Here is a 15,513-nt window from a genome sequence, read left to right as displayed (position 1 = left end):
GGACCATGAGGATAGATCGATGTCCAGTCGTGCCATGTTTATATTTGCAGCCATCAGCGGCTTCGTGCTGGTGGCGTTTGGTGCGTTTGGCGCGCACGTATTAAGTAAATCGCTGGGGCCATCTGAAATGGCGTGGATCCATACCGGCCTGGAGTATCAGGCTTACCACACGCTGGCGGTAATGGGACTGGGTGCCGCGATGCTGCGACGCGCTAATATCTGGTTTTACTGGAGCAGCGCAGCGATGGCGCTGGGTACCGTTCTTTTCAGCGGCAGTCTCTATTGCCTGGCGCTGTCGCACCTGCAGTTCTGGGTGTTTGTTACGCCGGCGGGAGGATTTTGCTTCCTGATCGGCTGGTTTTTGATGTTGATTGGCGCGCTGCGTCTGAAAACAAAGGCAGAACGCCATGAATAAAGTATTACTCTATTGTCGTCCCGGGTTTGAAAAAGAGTGCGCGGCAGAAATCAGCGCTAAAGCAGCAGAGCGGGAAATTTACGGCTTTCCGCGGGTAAAAGAAGAAGCGGGCTACGTGCTGTTTGAGTGCTATCAGCCAGAAGATGCAGAGAAGCTGCTGCGCTCGCTACCGTTTGCTGAACTGATTTTTGCCCGGCAGATGCTGGTGGTTGGCGAGCTGCTGCGCGATTTACCTCCCGAAGATCGCATTACTCCCATTACCGGCATGCTGACCGGAGTGGTGGAGAAAGGGGGAGAGCTGCGGGTCGAGGTTCCGGATACCAACGAAGCCAAAGAGCTGACTAAATTTTGCCGCAAGCTGACGGTGCCGCTGCGCGCCAGCCTGCGTGCCAGCAATATCCTGCTCAATTATGAGAGTCCTAAGCGGCCGGTGGTGCACGTGTTTTTTATCGCTCCGGGCACCTGCTATGTAGGTTATTCGCTGCCGGAAAATAATTCGCCATTCTATATGGGGATCCCGCGACTGAAGTTTCCTTCTGACGCTCCCAGCCGCTCAACGCTCAAACTGGAAGAGGCGTTTCATGTGTTTGTGCCGGCCGATGAGTGGGACGAACGCCTGGGAAGCGGCATGTATGCGGTCGATCTGGGCGCCTGCCCGGGCGGCTGGACCTATCAGCTGGTGAAGCGCAGCATGTGGGTCTACGCGGTTGATAACGGCCCGATGGCACCGAGCCTGATGGATACCGGACAGGTTACCCACTGTCGTGAGGATGGTTTTAAGTTTCGCCCGCCGCGCAGCAATATCAGCTGGCTGGTATGCGATATGGTAGAAAAACCGGTGCGCGTGGCCACGTTAATGACTGAGTGGCTGGTAAACGGCTGGTGTCGTGAAGCGATTTTCAACCTCAAGCTGCCGATGAAAAAGCGCTATGAAGAGGTCACGCAGAATCTGGCGATGATGGATGAAGCGTTAAAAGCGCAGGGTATCAACGCCCAGATTCAGGCGCGTCAGCTGTATCACGATCGTGAAGAGGTAACGGTACACGTCCGGCGCATCTGGGCTGCTGCAGGCGGTCGTCGCGACGAACGCTGATCTGTCAGCAACGGGCGCCATTAATGGCGCCCCTACGATAATTGTAGGGGACGCATTTATGCGTCCCTGACGTATTTATGCGTCCCTGGCGTACCGCGATTTATCCTGCCTGATAGCGCAGCGTATTAAGGTTGCCCTGCAGCACTAAATCGCGTTTCAGCGTGGCAACCTGGCGGCAGATCGTGGCTGTTTCATGCTGGGCGTGTAATTTACTCTGCCACTTTGCCGGCACCTGATCCCACTGCTGATAAATCGCCTCCAGTGAACCAAACTGCGCCAGCAGCTCGCGTGCGCTTTTCGGGCCGATACCGGAGACGCCCGGAATTTTACTGCTGCTGATGCCGCATAAACCCCAGTAATCCGGCAGCTGTTCCGGGGCAACGCCAAATTCCTGTGCGATAAACGGCACATCAAGCCAGCGCTTCTGAAAATAGTCGCGAATGCGGATAGCGGGCGCCAGCAGCTGACAATATCCCTTATCGGTGGAAACGATGGTGGCCTGATGCCCGGCATCCGCCATTTTTACTGCCAGGGTAGCGGCCAGATCGTCTGCTTCATCGTCCCCGGCGCTCCAGCAGCTGACGCCTGCGGTGCGAAAAGCCTCCTGCAGCAGCGGCAGCTCCTGTTGCAGATCCTCTGGCATTGGCGGTCGCCCCGCTTTGTAATCCGGCAGCAGCGCATGACGCCAGCCGGGCTGGCGATCCGGACTGTCAAATACCGCCACCGCGTGGGTCGGGCGTGTATGACCAAGCAGCTGATGCAGCGCCGCAACACAGGCGTCACGGCAGGGAGAGCCCTGAACGGCATGCAGGCGCCGGATGAGATTCAGCGCATCAATAATTAATAAATGTAGTGCCATAAAAGCGATAAGCGGCAGCCCGCAGGCTGCCTTCCTGAAGGGTTATTTGATGATTTCGTAGCAGGGGATATAGGCACTGCCCGGTAGTTTCATACGCTGCTGCGCCACAAAGCCCTGCAGCAGCTCATCCATCCGATGCATCAGATCGGCGTCGCCGCGCAGCTGATAGGGGCCGCGTTCACGGATCTCCCGGATACCGATTTCTTTTACGTTTCCGGCCACGATCCCGGAGAAGGCGCGGCGCAAATCAGCCGCCAGTTTTTCCGCCGGCTGATTCGGAAACAGGTTGAGATTTGCCATGTTTTCGTGGGTCGGCAGGAAAGGCACCTGCAGATCCGGCGCAATACGGATAGACCAGTTAAAGCTGTAAGCGTCACCGGTTTCGCGACGATGCTCTTTTACCTGCGGCATCGCTTTTTTCATCTGGCGCGCCACTTCAGCGGCATCATCAATAATGATCGTATAGTGTTTGCGCGCCTGCTCGCCCAGCGTATTGACGATGAAATCATCGAGCACGCGGAAATAGTCAGCGCTCTCTTTAGGGCCGGTGAGGATCAGCGGCAGCACCTGCTCGCTGTTTTGCGGATTCATCAGAATACCAAGCAGATAAAGGAACTCTTCGGCGGTGCCGACGCCACCCGGGAAGATCACGATGCCATGCGCGATGCGGACAAAGGCCTCAAGGCGTTTTTCGATATCGGGCATAATGATGAGTTCGTTAACCAGCGGGTTAGGCGGTTCAGCGGCGATAATGGAAGGCTCAGTCAGGCCGATAAAGCGGCTGTCATGATAGCGCTGCTGCGCATGACCTACCGCCGCGCCTTTCATTGGCGCTTCCATTACGCCAGGGCCACAGCCGGTGCAGATATTCAGCTCGCGCAGCCCCATCTGGGTGCCAACATTACGGCAATACTGGTACTCCACCGCGTTGATAGAGTGTCCGCCCCAGCAAACCACGGTATTAGGATACTCCCCGACGTGCAGCGCGCGCGCGTTACGCAGTATCGAGAAAACCTGATTGGTGATATGCGCAGAGTCGTCAGCCTGACCCGCGAGGCGCTCTGGCAGAGCAAGCTGGCCGTTAACAAACAGAATATCGCGCAGCACGGCAAACAGGTTGGCCTGCAGTGAGCGGATGATACGCCCATCCACAAAGGCCTCTTCCGGCGGATTGATCAGCTCCAGCTTAACGCCGCGCTCGCGGCGCAGGACGTTAATAGCGAAATTTTCAAAACGCGAGAGCAGCTCATGACTGCTGTCTGTCTGGCTGCCGGAGTTAAGCACTGCAAGGGAGCAGTTACGAAAAAGCTGGTAGAGATCGCTGCTGGCGGTCTGCTTCAGCATGTCGACTTCCAGCTGTGAGAGCAGATCCATCGAGCCAAGCGGGCTGATATGTGTAATCAAAAGAACTCCTTTACACGCCATAGCGTGACTGATGACACTGCGCTTAACCTGCTGAGCGCAGTGACGAAAATCCCTGGTCGCATACGCTTTACGCTTAACGCCGCAGACAGATTAACGCTCCCGGTTATGATTGCTCAAGAGGAACCGCGCATCCCTGCTACGGCCTGCGAGGTGCCTCGCACTCTGTTACTGGCGTGCCAGACGCGAAAAGCCGGGCGTGAAGGGAACATTGCTGCGCCACGGGTTGATATCCAGACCGCCGCGGCGGGTGTAGCGCGCATAAACGGTTAACGCCTCTGGCTGGCAGAAACGCTGCACGTCATTAAAAATGCGCTCCACGCACTGCTCATGAAACTCATTGTGCTGGCGGAAAGAGATCAGATAGCGCAGCAGCGCCTCGCGGTCGATACGCGGGCCTTTATAACGAATCATCACCGATCCCCAGTCGGGCTGGTTGGTGATCAGACAGTTAGATTTCAGCAGGTGGCTTACCAGCGTCTCATCTACGATTTCATTGCCCGCGGCGTGCGCAAGGTGTCCGGCATCAAAACCATAATCGCTGATGCTGATATCCTGCTCATCGATAACGCTGCCGCTGAACTGTCCGATAGGCTGGCTTTCCAGCTCGCTCAGGCGAAACAGCGCCACGCTGACGTTGCCGCTGGCGCATGCGCGCAGATCGCGTTCCAGCGTCTGACGCACGTCGCCCCAGTCCGCAAAGCGGGTCTGATTAAAGCTGTTCAGGTAGAGCTTAAAGCTTTTCGACTCAATCAGATTTACGCTGTCAGCATCCAGCACCACTTCGCCAATCGCGACCTGCGGGACACCTTTACTGTTTAGCCATGAAAGCTCATACAGGGTCCAGATATCTGCGCCGTGAAACGGCAGATTATGCGGAAAAAGATTGAGCGGTTCCCGGTTCAGACTGCGCGGCACAGATTGCAGCAGCGTGTTATCGTACTCATCTACATAGGCGACAGATTTGCCCAGGGTCAGGCCGCTTAAGGCCGGGTTTGGGTGTTCAGAAGACATAATGGTTACCACAAGGTGAATCAAAGTGGCTAAGTGTAACCGATCACCAGCGAGAAGATGAATGATGCAGCCCACCGCCAGCGCACTGTGTGCGTTTACCACCCGTTATATCGATCTCTGGCAGCAGCAGCAGGGACACTATCCTGCCAGTAGCGATCTGGCAGGGATCCCTTCGCCCTGTATCATCAATACCGTTGATGACCGCGTTCTCTGGCAGCCGCAGCCTTTTTCGCCATCGTCAGGGCTGGATGCGGTGGAGCGGGCGCTGGATATTCAGCTCCAGCCTGATATCACTGCGTTTTACACTACCCAGTTTGCCGGCGATATGCATGCCCGCCTGCAGCAGCGCAGGTTAACGCTGCTGCAGGTATGGAGCGAAGAGGACTTTATCCGGCTGCAGGAGAATCTGATTGGTCATCTGATTATGAAACGGCGTCTGAAACAGAGTCCGACGCTGTTTATTGCTACTACTGATTCAGAGCAGGAGATGGTGGCGGTGTGTAATCTTACCGGTGAGGTCATTCTGGAGGAGCCTGGACGTAACAAACGTGAAATTCTTTCACCTTCTGTCCGGACATTTCTCGATGTTATACAACCTGTTATCGGTTCGATGGAGTGATAACCGAAGCGCTATGTAAGAGATCTCTTACAAAATCTGTGCGAGATCGACATTTTGTGAGTGAACCTTTCAGAAAAGCTAAATGTAAAGATATTGTGAATCATAGAGTTATGGTATCAGTCTGAAAATTGAGACAATACTTGATCGATTAATGGCTCATGCTTACTTGTTATTGTGGCGATTTTTGAGAGAATACCCACCGTTAGCAGGACGCTATGGACAGAGCGACGTTCAGGAGAATGTCAGCCAGGAGGCGGGAACGTAACGGAGTTTACGTCACAGGGAAGGCTTCAGGACGGAGCAGGACACTCAGGAATGAGTAAGGGACACCTCCAGGATGGAGAATGTGAGCCGTGCGGAGCAGGGCGAGCCAGGATGCTAAGGATGCTGTCATGAAGACAGGCAATGGAAAGCGCAGGAAGAGTTGTCACGGATGAGCAGGGAGCACTGCGGTGGCGGGAATGCTGCACAACGAACCGGGAGCACTGTTATTAACAGTGCTCCCTTTTTTATGCGCTTTTTACGCCACCGGTGACGAGTGATATGCTTGCCGCCCATTATTTCACGGAGGCAACCTATGTCGACGCACACTATTACGCAGCGACTGCAGCAGGTCGAAGCAGTCATGCGCGAACACGATTACTGGCAGCAGAGCGCTCCTGACGCGGCCGCGTTTAACAGCGACCAGCCTTTCTGCCTTGATACTATGGCTCCGCTGGAGTGGCTGCAGTGGGTATTGATCCCGCGTATGTCAGACCTGATCGCCTCCGGCGCGCCAATGCCTGCCGGTTTCGCCGTCGCGCCCTATTACGAAGTTGCTCTGACTCCGGTCACTCCCGGCTATACCGCTCTGCTGATCGCGCTGCGTGAGCTTGACGCGCTGTTTGCGGAGCCAGCACGCTGATGCTGGAGATTATCTATCAGGATGAGTGGCTGGTAGCAGTAAACAAGCCTGCCGGCTGGCTGGTGCACCGCAGCTGGCTCGATCGCAAAGAGAAAGTGGTGGTGATGCAGACGGTGCGCGATCAGATTGGTCAGCACGTCTTTACCGCGCACCGGCTCGATCGCCCGACCTCTGGCGTACTGCTGATGGGCTTATCGAGCGAGGCGGGCCGTTTACTGGCGCAGCAGTTTGAGCAGCATCAGATACAAAAAACCTATCACGCCGTACTGCGCGGCTGGCTGGATGGCGCGGCTACGCTCGACTATCCGCTGCTGGAAGAGCTGGATAAAATTGCGGATAAATTTTCTGCTGAACCGCGTGCACCGCAGCCTGCGGTCACGGATTATCAGGCGCTGGCGCAGACAGAAATGCCGGTGGCAATCGGTAAATACAGCAGCGCCCGCTACACCCTGGTGGAGATGTCGCCGCGCACCGGGCGTAAGCATCAGCTGCGCCGCCATATGGCGCACCTGCGCCACCCGATTATTGGCGACAGCGCCCACGGCGATCTGCGCCAGAATCGTGGCGCAGCGGCGCATTTCGGGCTCGATCGTTTAATGCTGCACGCCAGCGCACTCTCGCTGACGCATCCCTTTACCGGAGAGCCGCTGGTGATCCGCGCCGGACTGGATCCGATATGGCAGCAGATGCTGCAGCAGTTCGGCTGGCAGGATCGGTTACCGGACGTTCCCAGGGTTGAGTTTGACGCTGAGGCAGTTCAGGATAAGCCAACAGCGTAAAGGAGCAGCAAGATGGCAAAAATTGGCATTTTTACAGGCACGGTTTACGGCAATGCACTGCTGGTGGCCGAAGAGGCGCAGCCGGTGCTGCAGGCGCAGGGACATGAAGTAGAGGTCTTTGAGGATCCGACGCTGGCGGAGTGGCAGGCGTACAGCAGCGACGTCGTGCTGATTGTAACCTCAACCACCGGGCAGGGCGATCTGCCGGATAATATTGCCCGTCTCCATGCGCAAATCCATGATGAGCTCGGCTATCAGCCAGCGCTGCGCTATGGTGTGATTGCGCTGGGTGACAGCAGCTATCAGCACTTCTGCGGCGCAGGAAAAACCTTTGATGCCACGCTCCAGGCGCAGCAGGCGCAGCGTATTGGTGATGTGCTGATGGTGGATGCCGTTGAGCATCCGGAGCCTGAAAGCGTGACGACGCCGTGGGTGGAGAGCTGGGGTAAGCAGCTGTAGTGACCCGGGCCGCCCTGTATGGCGGCCCGGTATTAACGGTGCAGCCCGGTATCAGGTTACCGGTGCCGGATTAAATACCGCCAGCTGGTTGCGGATCCCCCAGCGATCGGACCAGGTCTGCTGACGACCGCTGGCGATCTCCAGAATCAACTCAAACAGACGCCAGCCTACCTGCTCAATACTCTCTTCACCGGTGGCGATAGTGCCGGCGTTGATATCCATCAGATCATGCCAGCGCCGGGCCAGCGCGCTGCGCGTCGCCATCTTAATCACCGGAATAGCCGCGAGGCCATAGGGCGTGCCGCGCCCGGTGGTAAACACCTGCAGCGTAATGCCGGAAGCCATCTGCTGCGTACCGCAGACAAAGTCACTGGCAGGGGTAGCGGCGTAAATCAGTCCGCGCTGCGTAGGGCGCTGTCCCGGCGACAGCACTTCAGCAATCGGGCTGCGCCCCGATTTTGCAATCGATCCCAGCGCTTTCTCCACCACGTTTGCCAGTCCGCCTTTTTTATTGCCGGGTGAGGGGTTAGCGCTGCGATCGGTCTGTCCCTGATGCAGATAGTCGTCATACCACGCCATCTCTTCCAGCAGCCGTTTACCCACCGCTTCATTAACCACGCGCGGCGTCAGCAGATGAATAGCGTCGCGCACCTCCGTCACTTCAGAAAACATGACTGTGGCGCCGCAGCGCACCAGCAGATCGGAGGCGAAGCCCACCGCCGGGTTAGCCGTTACGCCGGAAAAGGCGTCACTGCCGCCGCACTGGGTGCCTACTACCAGTTCAGACGCCGGGCAGGGTTCCCGGCGGCGCAGATTAAGCTTTTTCAGATGACGTTCAGCGACCTGCAGGATCTCATCCACCATGGCGCCAAAGCCGACGTGACGCTCATCCTGCAGACGCACAATATCGTTATCATCCAGCGAGATCGCCTGTACATCAGGCGTACCGGTCAGCAGCCGCTCCGGCTGGAGCTTTTCACAGCCGAGGCTGACAATCATTACCTCGCCACCAAAATTGGGATTCAGCGCAAGATTATGAATGGTGCGGATCGGCACGACGGCAGCCGGGGCGTTGATCGCCACGCCGCAGCCATACAGATGATTCAGCGCGACCACGCCATCCACGTTGGGATAGCGCGGCAGCAGATCGCGTTCAATAAGCTGCACAACATAGTCCACGACGCCCGCCACACAGTGGACGCTGGTGGTAATGCCAAGCAGGTTGCGGGTTCCCACGCTGCCGTCTGCATTGCGATAACCATCAAAGGTATAGCCTTCCAGCGGCGGCAGTTCAGGCGGTACGTTGGTTGCCAGCGGCAGGCTGCTGAGCGGCGGCGCCTCGGGCAGGGCTACCAGCGACTCATCTATCCAGCTGCCGCGCGCAATAGAGCGCAGCGCCGTGCCGATCACTTCGCCATAGCGCAGAATCGGTGCATCCTGAGCGATATCCTCCAGCGCAACTTTGTGCCCCTGGGGCACATGCTCCGTCAGCTGCAGCCCGTCGGCAAAGCGTGTACCCGCGGGCAGGCCCTGATCGTTGACGACAATCGCAACGTTATCCGCTTCATGAACTTTTATATAGAGTGGTTTTTCTGTAACGGGTCGGTTCATTGCTCACCTTCCGGGTAGCCGCACTGTGCATAGCAGTGCGATAAATAGTGGTTCTGGTCACGTCATCAAAGTCAGCCAGCTCCAGTATAAGCAGCACGCGCCCGCCAGCGCATTGTGCAACTGTCCGGCTTTTAGCCCCTTTCTCTCCGCACTTTGGTGGTTTTAACCAAAAGCAAGTGAAGGTGCTCACAAAGCGCTCTTTGGCTGTCTGTTTTTTGTACAATTATGGCGCTGCGATCGGCGTTTCGTGAGCCATCACGCAGCAGGATGTGCATATGCCACAAATTCTTTTTTGTTTTGACTGAATTGTCGGGCTTTCTTCCAGTGTTTCAGCCGCGGGCTGTTTTTATACTGATTTCCGTTCTTAGAGGTTTGGTTACCTGTCACGACGCATCAACGTTCGCCATAACAACAATCGCCGTGTTTAACCCGACATCATTCTGATACCCAACGCGATGTGTATGCAGTCAGAGTGAATGTAGCGTTCGCTATATTTCAGGAGTGCATCATGAATAGTTACAGCCAGACGGCAGAGGCGGTGCAGAAACGTACCAACGCCCGCTACTGGATCGTGGTGATGTTATTTATCGTCACCTCATTCAACTACGGCGACCGCGCCACCATTTCCATTGCCGGATCGGCGATGTCCAAAGATATCGGTCTCGACTCTGTCGGGCTGGGCTATATCTTTTCCGCCTTCTCATGGGCCTATGTGATCGGACAGATCCCGGGTGGATGGCTGCTGGATCGCTTTGGATCCAAGCGTGTCTACTTCTGGAGTATTTTCCTCTGGTCGCTGTTTACTCTGCTGCAGGGCTTTGTTGATCTCTTCAGCGGCTTTGGCATTGTGATTTCACTGTTCCTGCTGCGCTTTTTGGTCGGTCTGGCTGAAGCGCCTTCCTTCCCTGGTAACAGCCGTATTGTCGCGGCCTGGTTCCCGGCACAGGAGCGCGGAACGGCGGTCGCCATCTTTAACTCTGCACAATACTTCGCCACGGTGATCTTCGCGCCCATCATGGGCTGGCTGGTCTCTGAAGTTGGCTGGGCGCACGTGTTCTGGTTTATGGGCGGGCTGGGCATCATCCTGAGCTTTATCTGGCTCAAAGTGATGCACGATCCCAACAACCACCCCGGCGTGAATAAGGCGGAGCTGGAGTACATGGAGCAGGGCGGCGCGCTGATCAATATGGATGCGAAAAAAGCCGATCGCAAAGTCAGCCGCGGTGAAAAGTGGGATCAGATCAAACAGCTGCTCTCTACCCGCATGATGTGGGGCATCTATCTTGGCCAGTATTGCGTCAACGCGCTGACCTACTTCTTTATTACCTGGTTTCCGGTCTATCTGGTACAGGCACGCGGCATGTCGATTCTGAAAGCGGGCTTTATCGCCTCCGTTCCGGCGATTTGCGGCTTCCTCGGCGGCGTGCTGGGCGGCGTGATCTCCGACTATTTGATGCGCAAAACCGGCTCACTCAATATTGCCCGTAAAACGCCAATCGTTATCGGCATGCTGCTCTCCATCAGCATGGTGATGTGTAACTACACCGAAACCGAATGGGTTGTGGTGCTGTTCATGGCGCTGGCGTTCTTCGGAAAAGGCATTGGTGCGCTGGGCTGGGCGGTGATGGCCGACACGGCACCGAAAGAGATCAGTGGCCTGAGCGGTGGTCTGTTCAATATGTTCGGCAACTTCTCCGGTATCGTTACGCCTATCGCGATTGGTTACATCATCGCCACCAGCGGATCGTTTGAGGGCGCGCTGGTATATGTCGGGATCCACGCTTTTGTTGCCGCCTTTAGTTTTCTGTTTATTACCGGTGACATTAAACGCGTTGAGCTGAAACCGTATAAGGAGCCGAAATGAGTACGCAAAGTACGCCTGTCATCACTGACATGCAGGTGATCCCGGTTGCCGGTTACGACAGTATGCTGCTTAACATTGGCGGCGCGCATAACGCCTGCTTCACGCGCAATATTGTGGTGCTGACCGACAGCGCCGGTCATACCGGACTGGGCGAGGCGCCGGGCGGCGATACAATTTATCAGACGCTGCTGGCGGCAGTACCCCAGGTCAAAGGGCAGCAGATTGCGCGTATGAACCGGCTGGTGCAGCAGGTGCATAAGGGCAATCAGTCAGCGGATTTTGACACTTTTGGCAATGGCGCCTGGACCTTCGAACTGCGCGTAAACGCAGTAGCCGCGCTGGAGGCGGCGCTGCTGGATCTGCTGGGGCAGCATCTGGGCGTACCGGTGGCAGAGCTGCTCGGACCGGGCCAGCAGCGCGATGAGGTCACCGTGCTCGGCTATCTGTTTTATATCGGCGATCGTCATAAAACCGATCTGCCGTATCGCAGCGGTGATGCCGCCAGCCACGACTGGTACCGGCTGCGGCATGAGGAGGCGCTGACGCCGGAGGCGGTGGTGCGTCTGGCAGAGGCGGCGCAGGATAAATATGGTTTCAAAGATTTCAAACTCAAAGGCGGCGTGCTGCCGGGTGAAGAGGAGATCGCCTCGGCGGTGGCGCTGAAGCAGCGCTTCCCGGAGGCGCGCATTACCGTCGACCCTAATGGCGCCTGGCATCTGGATGAGGCGATCGGACTCTGTAAAGGCCTGCAGGATGTGCTGAGCTATGCAGAAGATCCCTGCGGCGCGGAACAGGGTTACTCCGGCCGTGAAGTGATGGCGGAGTTTCGCCGCGCCACCGGGCTGCCGGTTGCCACCAATATGATCGCAACCAACTGGCGTGAAATGAACCACGCCGTGATGCTCAACGCGGTCGATATTCCGCTGGCCGATCCTCACTTCTGGACCCTGAGCGGCGCAGTGCGCGTGGCGCAGCTCTGCGACGAATGGGGACTCACCTGGGGCTGCCACTCCAATAACCATTTCGATATCTCGCTGGCGATGTTCACCCACGTGGGTGCTGCCGCCCCGGGCAAGCCAACCGCGATTGACACGCACTGGATCTGGCAGGAGGGCGATCAGCGCCTGACGCGCGAGCCGCTGCAGATCCGCAACGGCAAAATTGCCGTGCCGGATAAACCGGGGCTGGGTATTGAGCTGGATCGGGATCGCCTGCAGCAGGCGCACGAACTCTATAAGTCACTGCCAGCCGGCGCGCGCAACGACGCCACCGCGATGCAGTATCTGGTACCCGGCTGGTCATTTGATCGCAAGCGTCCGGCATTTGGGCGCCGTCCTACATAAGGAGCAGGAAATGAGTCAGACCCCTAAAATCGTCGCTATGCAGGTTATTCCGGTTGCCGGACACGACAGCATGCTGCTCAACCTGAGCGGGGCGCACGCGCCATTTTTTACCCGCAATATTGTGATCATTAAAGATAACGCCGGGCATACCGGCGTGGGCGAGATACCGGGCGGAGAAAAGATCCGTCAGACGCTGGAGGATGCCGCCGCGCTGGTGATCGAAAAAACCGTCGGCGAATATAAAAATATTCTCAACCTGGTGCGGAGCACCTTTGCTGACCGCGATGCTGGCGGGCGCGGCAGCCAGACGTTTGACCTGCGCACGACTATCCATGTGGTAACCGGTATCGAAGCGGCGCTGCTCGATTTACTCGGGCAGCATCTGGGCGTAAACGTCGCGTCGCTGCTGGGCGATGGCCAGCAGCGCGACCGCGTGGAGATGCTTGGCTATCTCTTCTATATTGGCGATCGCCGCAAGACCTCGCTCGCCTACCAGAGCCAGGAGCGCGATCCGTGCGACTGGTATCGCCTGCGCCATGAAGAGGCGCTGACGCCAGATGCGGTCGTGCGACTGGCAGAGGCCGCGTATGAGAAATATGGCTTCAACGATTTCAAACTCAAAGGCGGCGTGCTGCGCGGCGGCGAAGAGGCTGAGGCGGTTACCGCACTCGCCAGACGCTTTCCGGAAGCGCGCATCACGCTCGATCCCAACGGCGCCTGGTCGCTGAATGAGGCCATCCTGCTGGGCAAACAGCTGAAGGGCGTGCTCGCCTATGCAGAAGATCCCTGTGGCGCGGAGCAGGGCTACTCCGGCCGCGAGGTGATGGCGGAGTTCCGCCGCGCCACCGGGCTGCCAACCGCAACCAATATGATCGCCACCGACTGGCGGCAGATGGGCCACACGCTATCGCTGCAGTCGGTGGATATTCCGCTGGCCGATCCGCACTTCTGGACCATGCAGGGTTCCGTGCGCGTGGCGCAGATGTGCCACGACTTTGGCCTCACCTGGGGTTCGCACTCCAATAACCATTTTGATATTTCGCTGGCGATGTTTACCCACGTTGCCGCCGCCGCGCCGGGCGCGATTACCGCTATCGACACCCACTGGATCTGGCAGGAGGGTAATCAGCGCCTGACCAAAGAGCCGTTTGTCATTAAAGGCGGCATGGTGCAGGTACCGCAGAAGCCGGGGCTTGGCGTGGAGCTGGATATGGACCAGGTGATGCAGGCAAACGCGCTGTATCAGAAACATGGGCTGGGCGCGCGTGACGACGCTCAGGCGATGCAGTTCCTGGTACCGGACTGGACTTTTGATAATAAGCGTCCCTGCCTGGTGCGCTAACGCTTCAGGCTCCCTGAAAGGGAGCCTGCCGTCATATACAGGAGTAAACAGAATGAGTAATGCCTGGCCAAATACATTTCGCCGCCGCCTGCTGGCAGGAGAGACCCTGATAGGCAGCTGGTGCGCCCTTGCCAGTCCGCTGACTACTGAAGTGCTGGGGCTGGCAGGCTTCGACTGGCTGGTGCTGGACGGTGAACATGCGCCCAACGACATCACCACGTTTGTACCGCAGCTGATGGCGCTGAAAGGCAGCAGCAGCGCTGCGGTCGTGCGTCCGCCGTGCAATGAGCCGGTGATCATTAAACGCCTGCTCGATATCGGCTTCTATAACTTCCTGATCCCCTTTGTGGAGACGGAAGAGGAGGCGCGCCGCGCCGTTGCCTCAACCCGCTACCCGCCAGCGGGCATCCGCGGCGTGTCAGTTTCGCACCGCAGCAATATGTACGGCACGCTGCCGGACTATAACGCCACGATTAACGACAACATCACGCTGATGGTGCAGATCGAAACGCAGCAGGCGGTAGATAACATCGATGCGATCGCCGCCGTTGACGGCGTGGACGGGATTTTTGTCGGTCCGGGCGATCTCTCAGCCGCGCTGGGCTACCTGGGCCAGCCTGCGCATCCTGAGGTGCTGAAAGTTATTCAGTACCTGTTTGAACGCGCCAAAGCCGCAGGCAAGCCGTGCGGCATTCTGGCACCGGTAGAAGCGGACGCGCGGCGCTATCTGGAATGGGGTGCCACCTTTGTTGCCGTCGGCAGCGATCTCGGGGTTTTCCGCAACGCCACGCAGGCGCTGTGCAACAAATTTAAACTGTAACGCAGAAAGGGGAAGGCAATGAAAATTGGATTTATCGGCCTCGGTATTATGGGCAAACCGATGAGTAAAAACCTGGTCAAAGCGGGTTACACGCTGGTGGTGCGCGATCACAACGCAGGCAATGAGGCAGAACTGGCCGAACTGGGCGCGACGATAGCAAAAACGCCCAAAGAGGTGGCAGAACAGGTGGATGTGGTGATCACCATGGTACCTAACTCGCCGCAGGTGCAGGAAGTCTGCCTGGGCGCGGGCGGCATCATTGAAGGTGCAAAACCTGGCCTGATTGTGATTGATATGAGTTCTATTGCCCCGCTGGCCAGTCGTGAGATCCACGACGCGCTGGCAGAAAAAGGGATCCGTATGCTTGATGCGCCGGTCAGCGGCGGTGAGCCAAAAGCGATCGAGGGCACACTGTCGGTGATGGTGGGTGGCGATAAAGCGATCTTCGACCAATGCTTTGAGATTATGAAAGCGATGGCAGGCTCGGTGGTGCATACCGGTGATATCGGCGCCGGTAACGTGACCAAGCTGGCAAATCAGGTGATTGTGGCGCTGAACATCGCAGCGATGTCTGAAGCGCTCTCGCTGGCAACCAAGGCGGGCGTGAATCCGGAGCTGGTTTATCAGGCGATCCGCGGCGGCCTGGCGGGCAGCACCGTGCTTGATGCCAAAGCACCCATGGTGCTGGATCGCAACTTCAAACCCGGTTTCCGTATCGACCTGCATATCAAGGATTTAGCTAATGCGCTGGATACGTCACACGGCATTGGCGCGCATCTGCCGCTGACGGCCGCGGTGATGGAGATGATGCAGGCGCTGAAAACCAGCGGTCAGGGCTCCGCCGACCACAGCGCGCTGGCTTGCTATTATGAGAAGTTAGCGCAGGTTGAGATCGCCCGGTAAAGCCGCTCTCCGGCGTCTGCGGAGGCCGGAGAACAGGCTGCGTGAGCAAAGCAGCATACCGTTACG

15 protein-coding genes are annotated in these 15,513 nt (G+C 57.4%); 11 read left to right on the top strand and 4 right to left on the bottom strand.

Annotated features, from left to right (window positions below):
• The first annotated feature begins 19 nt into the window (after positions 1-19).
• Positions 20-415, top strand: a complete 396-nt coding sequence (locus tag B4056_RS01045; protein ID WP_039379923.1) for a DUF423 domain-containing protein — start codon at positions 20-22, stop codon at positions 413-415.
• Positions 408-1,508, top strand: a complete 1,101-nt coding sequence (rlmM, locus tag B4056_RS01040) for a 23S rRNA (cytidine(2498)-2'-O)-methyltransferase RlmM (protein ID WP_039379921.1) — start codon at positions 408-410, stop codon at positions 1,506-1,508. Before B4056_RS01045 ends, rlmM begins: the two co-directional genes overlap by 8 nt.
• A 100-nt stretch (positions 1,509-1,608) precedes the next feature.
• On the opposite strand, the gene xni is transcribed toward rlmM, so the two are convergent.
• From xni to queF, 3 genes are all read right to left on the bottom strand, one after another.
• Entirely contained in the window at positions 1,609-2,367 is a 759-nt protein-coding gene (gene xni / locus B4056_RS01035) for a flap endonuclease Xni (protein ID WP_288653513.1), read from the bottom strand.
• 42 nt (positions 2,368-2,409) lie between these two features.
• Positions 2,410-3,771 (bottom strand): nucleotide 5'-monophosphate nucleosidase PpnN, encoded by a 1,362-nt coding sequence (gene ppnN / locus B4056_RS01030; protein WP_039379917.1) that lies wholly within the window; start codon positions 3,769-3,771, stop codon positions 2,410-2,412.
• 186 nt (positions 3,772-3,957) lie between these two features.
• Positions 3,958-4,803 carry an NADPH-dependent 7-cyano-7-deazaguanine reductase QueF gene (gene queF, locus B4056_RS01025; RefSeq protein ID WP_094111690.1) on the bottom strand — a complete coding sequence of 282 codons (846 nt, stop codon included), beginning with the start codon at positions 4,801-4,803 and terminating at the stop codon, positions 3,958-3,960.
• Positions 4,804-4,864: 61 nt separating this feature from the next.
• Here queF and syd point away from each other — a divergent pair, with 61 nt between their 5' ends.
• The 4 genes from syd (at position 4,865) to B4056_RS01005 (ending at position 7,564) form a co-directional block, all read left to right on the top strand.
• Positions 4,865-5,422, top strand: coding sequence for a SecY-interacting protein (gene syd, locus B4056_RS01020; RefSeq protein ID WP_288653510.1), 558 nt, complete (start codon positions 4,865-4,867; stop codon positions 5,420-5,422).
• Between the two features lie 577 nt (positions 5,423-5,999).
• Positions 6,000-6,326, top strand: coding sequence for a YqcC family protein (locus tag B4056_RS01015; protein ID WP_150034588.1), 327 nt, complete (start codon positions 6,000-6,002; stop codon positions 6,324-6,326).
• The gene (gene truC, locus B4056_RS01010; protein WP_039379909.1) at positions 6,326-7,105 is read left to right on the top strand and encodes a tRNA pseudouridine(65) synthase TruC; all 780 of its coding nucleotides are present in this window, start codon (positions 6,326-6,328) and stop codon (positions 7,103-7,105) included. Before B4056_RS01015 ends, truC begins: the two co-directional genes overlap by 1 nt.
• A 12-nt stretch (positions 7,106-7,117) precedes the next feature.
• On the top strand, positions 7,118-7,564 hold the full coding sequence (locus B4056_RS01005; protein ID WP_071668546.1) for a flavodoxin: 447 nt from the start codon (positions 7,118-7,120) through the stop codon (positions 7,562-7,564).
• 51 nt (positions 7,565-7,615) lie between these two features.
• Here B4056_RS01005 and garD read toward each other — a convergent pair whose 3' ends face one another.
• Entirely contained in the window at positions 7,616-9,175 is a 1,560-nt protein-coding gene (garD, locus tag B4056_RS01000) for a galactarate dehydratase (protein ID WP_039379905.1), read from the bottom strand.
• 508 nt (positions 9,176-9,683) lie between these two features.
• On the opposite strand from garD, the gene B4056_RS00995 reads away from it, so the two are divergent.
• The 5 genes from B4056_RS00995 to garR are packed head-to-tail and all read left to right on the top strand — an operon-like array spanning position 9,684 to position 15,447.
• Positions 9,684-11,039, top strand: coding sequence for an MFS transporter (locus B4056_RS00995; RefSeq protein ID WP_039379902.1), 1,356 nt, complete (start codon positions 9,684-9,686; stop codon positions 11,037-11,039).
• The gene (locus tag B4056_RS00990; protein ID WP_039379900.1) at positions 11,036-12,382 is read left to right on the top strand and encodes an enolase C-terminal domain-like protein; all 1,347 of its coding nucleotides are present in this window, start codon (positions 11,036-11,038) and stop codon (positions 12,380-12,382) included. Before B4056_RS00995 ends, B4056_RS00990 begins: the two co-directional genes overlap by 4 nt.
• Before the next feature lie 10 nt (positions 12,383-12,392).
• Positions 12,393-13,724 carry a glucarate dehydratase gene (gene gudD / locus B4056_RS00985; RefSeq protein WP_039379898.1) on the top strand — a complete coding sequence of 444 codons (1,332 nt, stop codon included), beginning with the start codon at positions 12,393-12,395 and terminating at the stop codon, positions 13,722-13,724.
• Positions 13,725-13,776: 52 nt separating this feature from the next.
• Positions 13,777-14,544: a 2-dehydro-3-deoxyglucarate aldolase gene (gene garL, locus B4056_RS00980; protein WP_039379896.1), complete on the top strand. Its 768-nt coding sequence runs from the start codon at positions 13,777-13,779 to the stop codon at positions 14,542-14,544.
• A gap of 18 nt (positions 14,545-14,562) precedes the next feature.
• Positions 14,563-15,447, top strand: coding sequence for a 2-hydroxy-3-oxopropionate reductase (gene garR / locus B4056_RS00975; protein WP_071668545.1), 885 nt, complete (start codon positions 14,563-14,565; stop codon positions 15,445-15,447).
• The last annotated feature ends 66 nt before the right edge of the window (positions 15,448-15,513 follow it).

Source organism: Pantoea sp. UBA7232 (genome assembly GCF_002473195.1).
In the GTDB taxonomy this organism is placed as follows: domain Bacteria; phylum Pseudomonadota; class Gammaproteobacteria; order Enterobacterales; family Enterobacteriaceae; genus Pantoea; species Pantoea eucrina.
The sequence above is the reverse complement of the archived record's forward strand: the minus strand, read 5'-3'. Positions and strand labels throughout refer to the sequence as shown.

Coding starts and splice junctions, on each gene's coding strand:
- garL (WP_039379896.1), top strand. CDS start 13,777: ATGAGTAATGCCTGGCCAAATACATTTCGCCGCCGCCTGCTGGCAGGA.
- garR (WP_071668545.1), top strand. CDS start 14,563: ATGAAAATTGGATTTATCGGCCTCGGTATTATGGGCAAACCGATGAGT.
- garD (WP_039379905.1), bottom strand. CDS start 9,175: ATGAACCGACCCGTTACAGAAAAACCACTCTATATAAAAGTTCATGAA.
- gudD (WP_039379898.1), top strand. CDS start 12,393: ATGAGTCAGACCCCTAAAATCGTCGCTATGCAGGTTATTCCGGTTGCC.
- truC (WP_039379909.1), top strand. CDS start 6,326: ATGCTGGAGATTATCTATCAGGATGAGTGGCTGGTAGCAGTAAACAAG.
- queF (WP_094111690.1), bottom strand. CDS start 4,803: ATGTCTTCTGAACACCCAAACCCGGCCTTAAGCGGCCTGACCCTGGGC.
- rlmM (WP_039379921.1), top strand. CDS start 408: ATGAATAAAGTATTACTCTATTGTCGTCCCGGGTTTGAAAAAGAGTGC.
- B4056_RS00995 (WP_039379902.1), top strand. CDS start 9,684: ATGAATAGTTACAGCCAGACGGCAGAGGCGGTGCAGAAACGTACCAAC.
- B4056_RS01015 (WP_150034588.1), top strand. CDS start 6,000: ATGTCGACGCACACTATTACGCAGCGACTGCAGCAGGTCGAAGCAGTC.
- syd (WP_288653510.1), top strand. CDS start 4,865: ATGATGCAGCCCACCGCCAGCGCACTGTGTGCGTTTACCACCCGTTAT.
- B4056_RS00990 (WP_039379900.1), top strand. CDS start 11,036: ATGAGTACGCAAAGTACGCCTGTCATCACTGACATGCAGGTGATCCCG.
- xni (WP_288653513.1), bottom strand. CDS start 2,367: ATGGCACTACATTTATTAATTATTGATGCGCTGAATCTCATCCGGCGC.
- B4056_RS01005 (WP_071668546.1), top strand. CDS start 7,118: ATGGCAAAAATTGGCATTTTTACAGGCACGGTTTACGGCAATGCACTG.
- B4056_RS01045 (WP_039379923.1), top strand. CDS start 20: ATGTCCAGTCGTGCCATGTTTATATTTGCAGCCATCAGCGGCTTCGTG.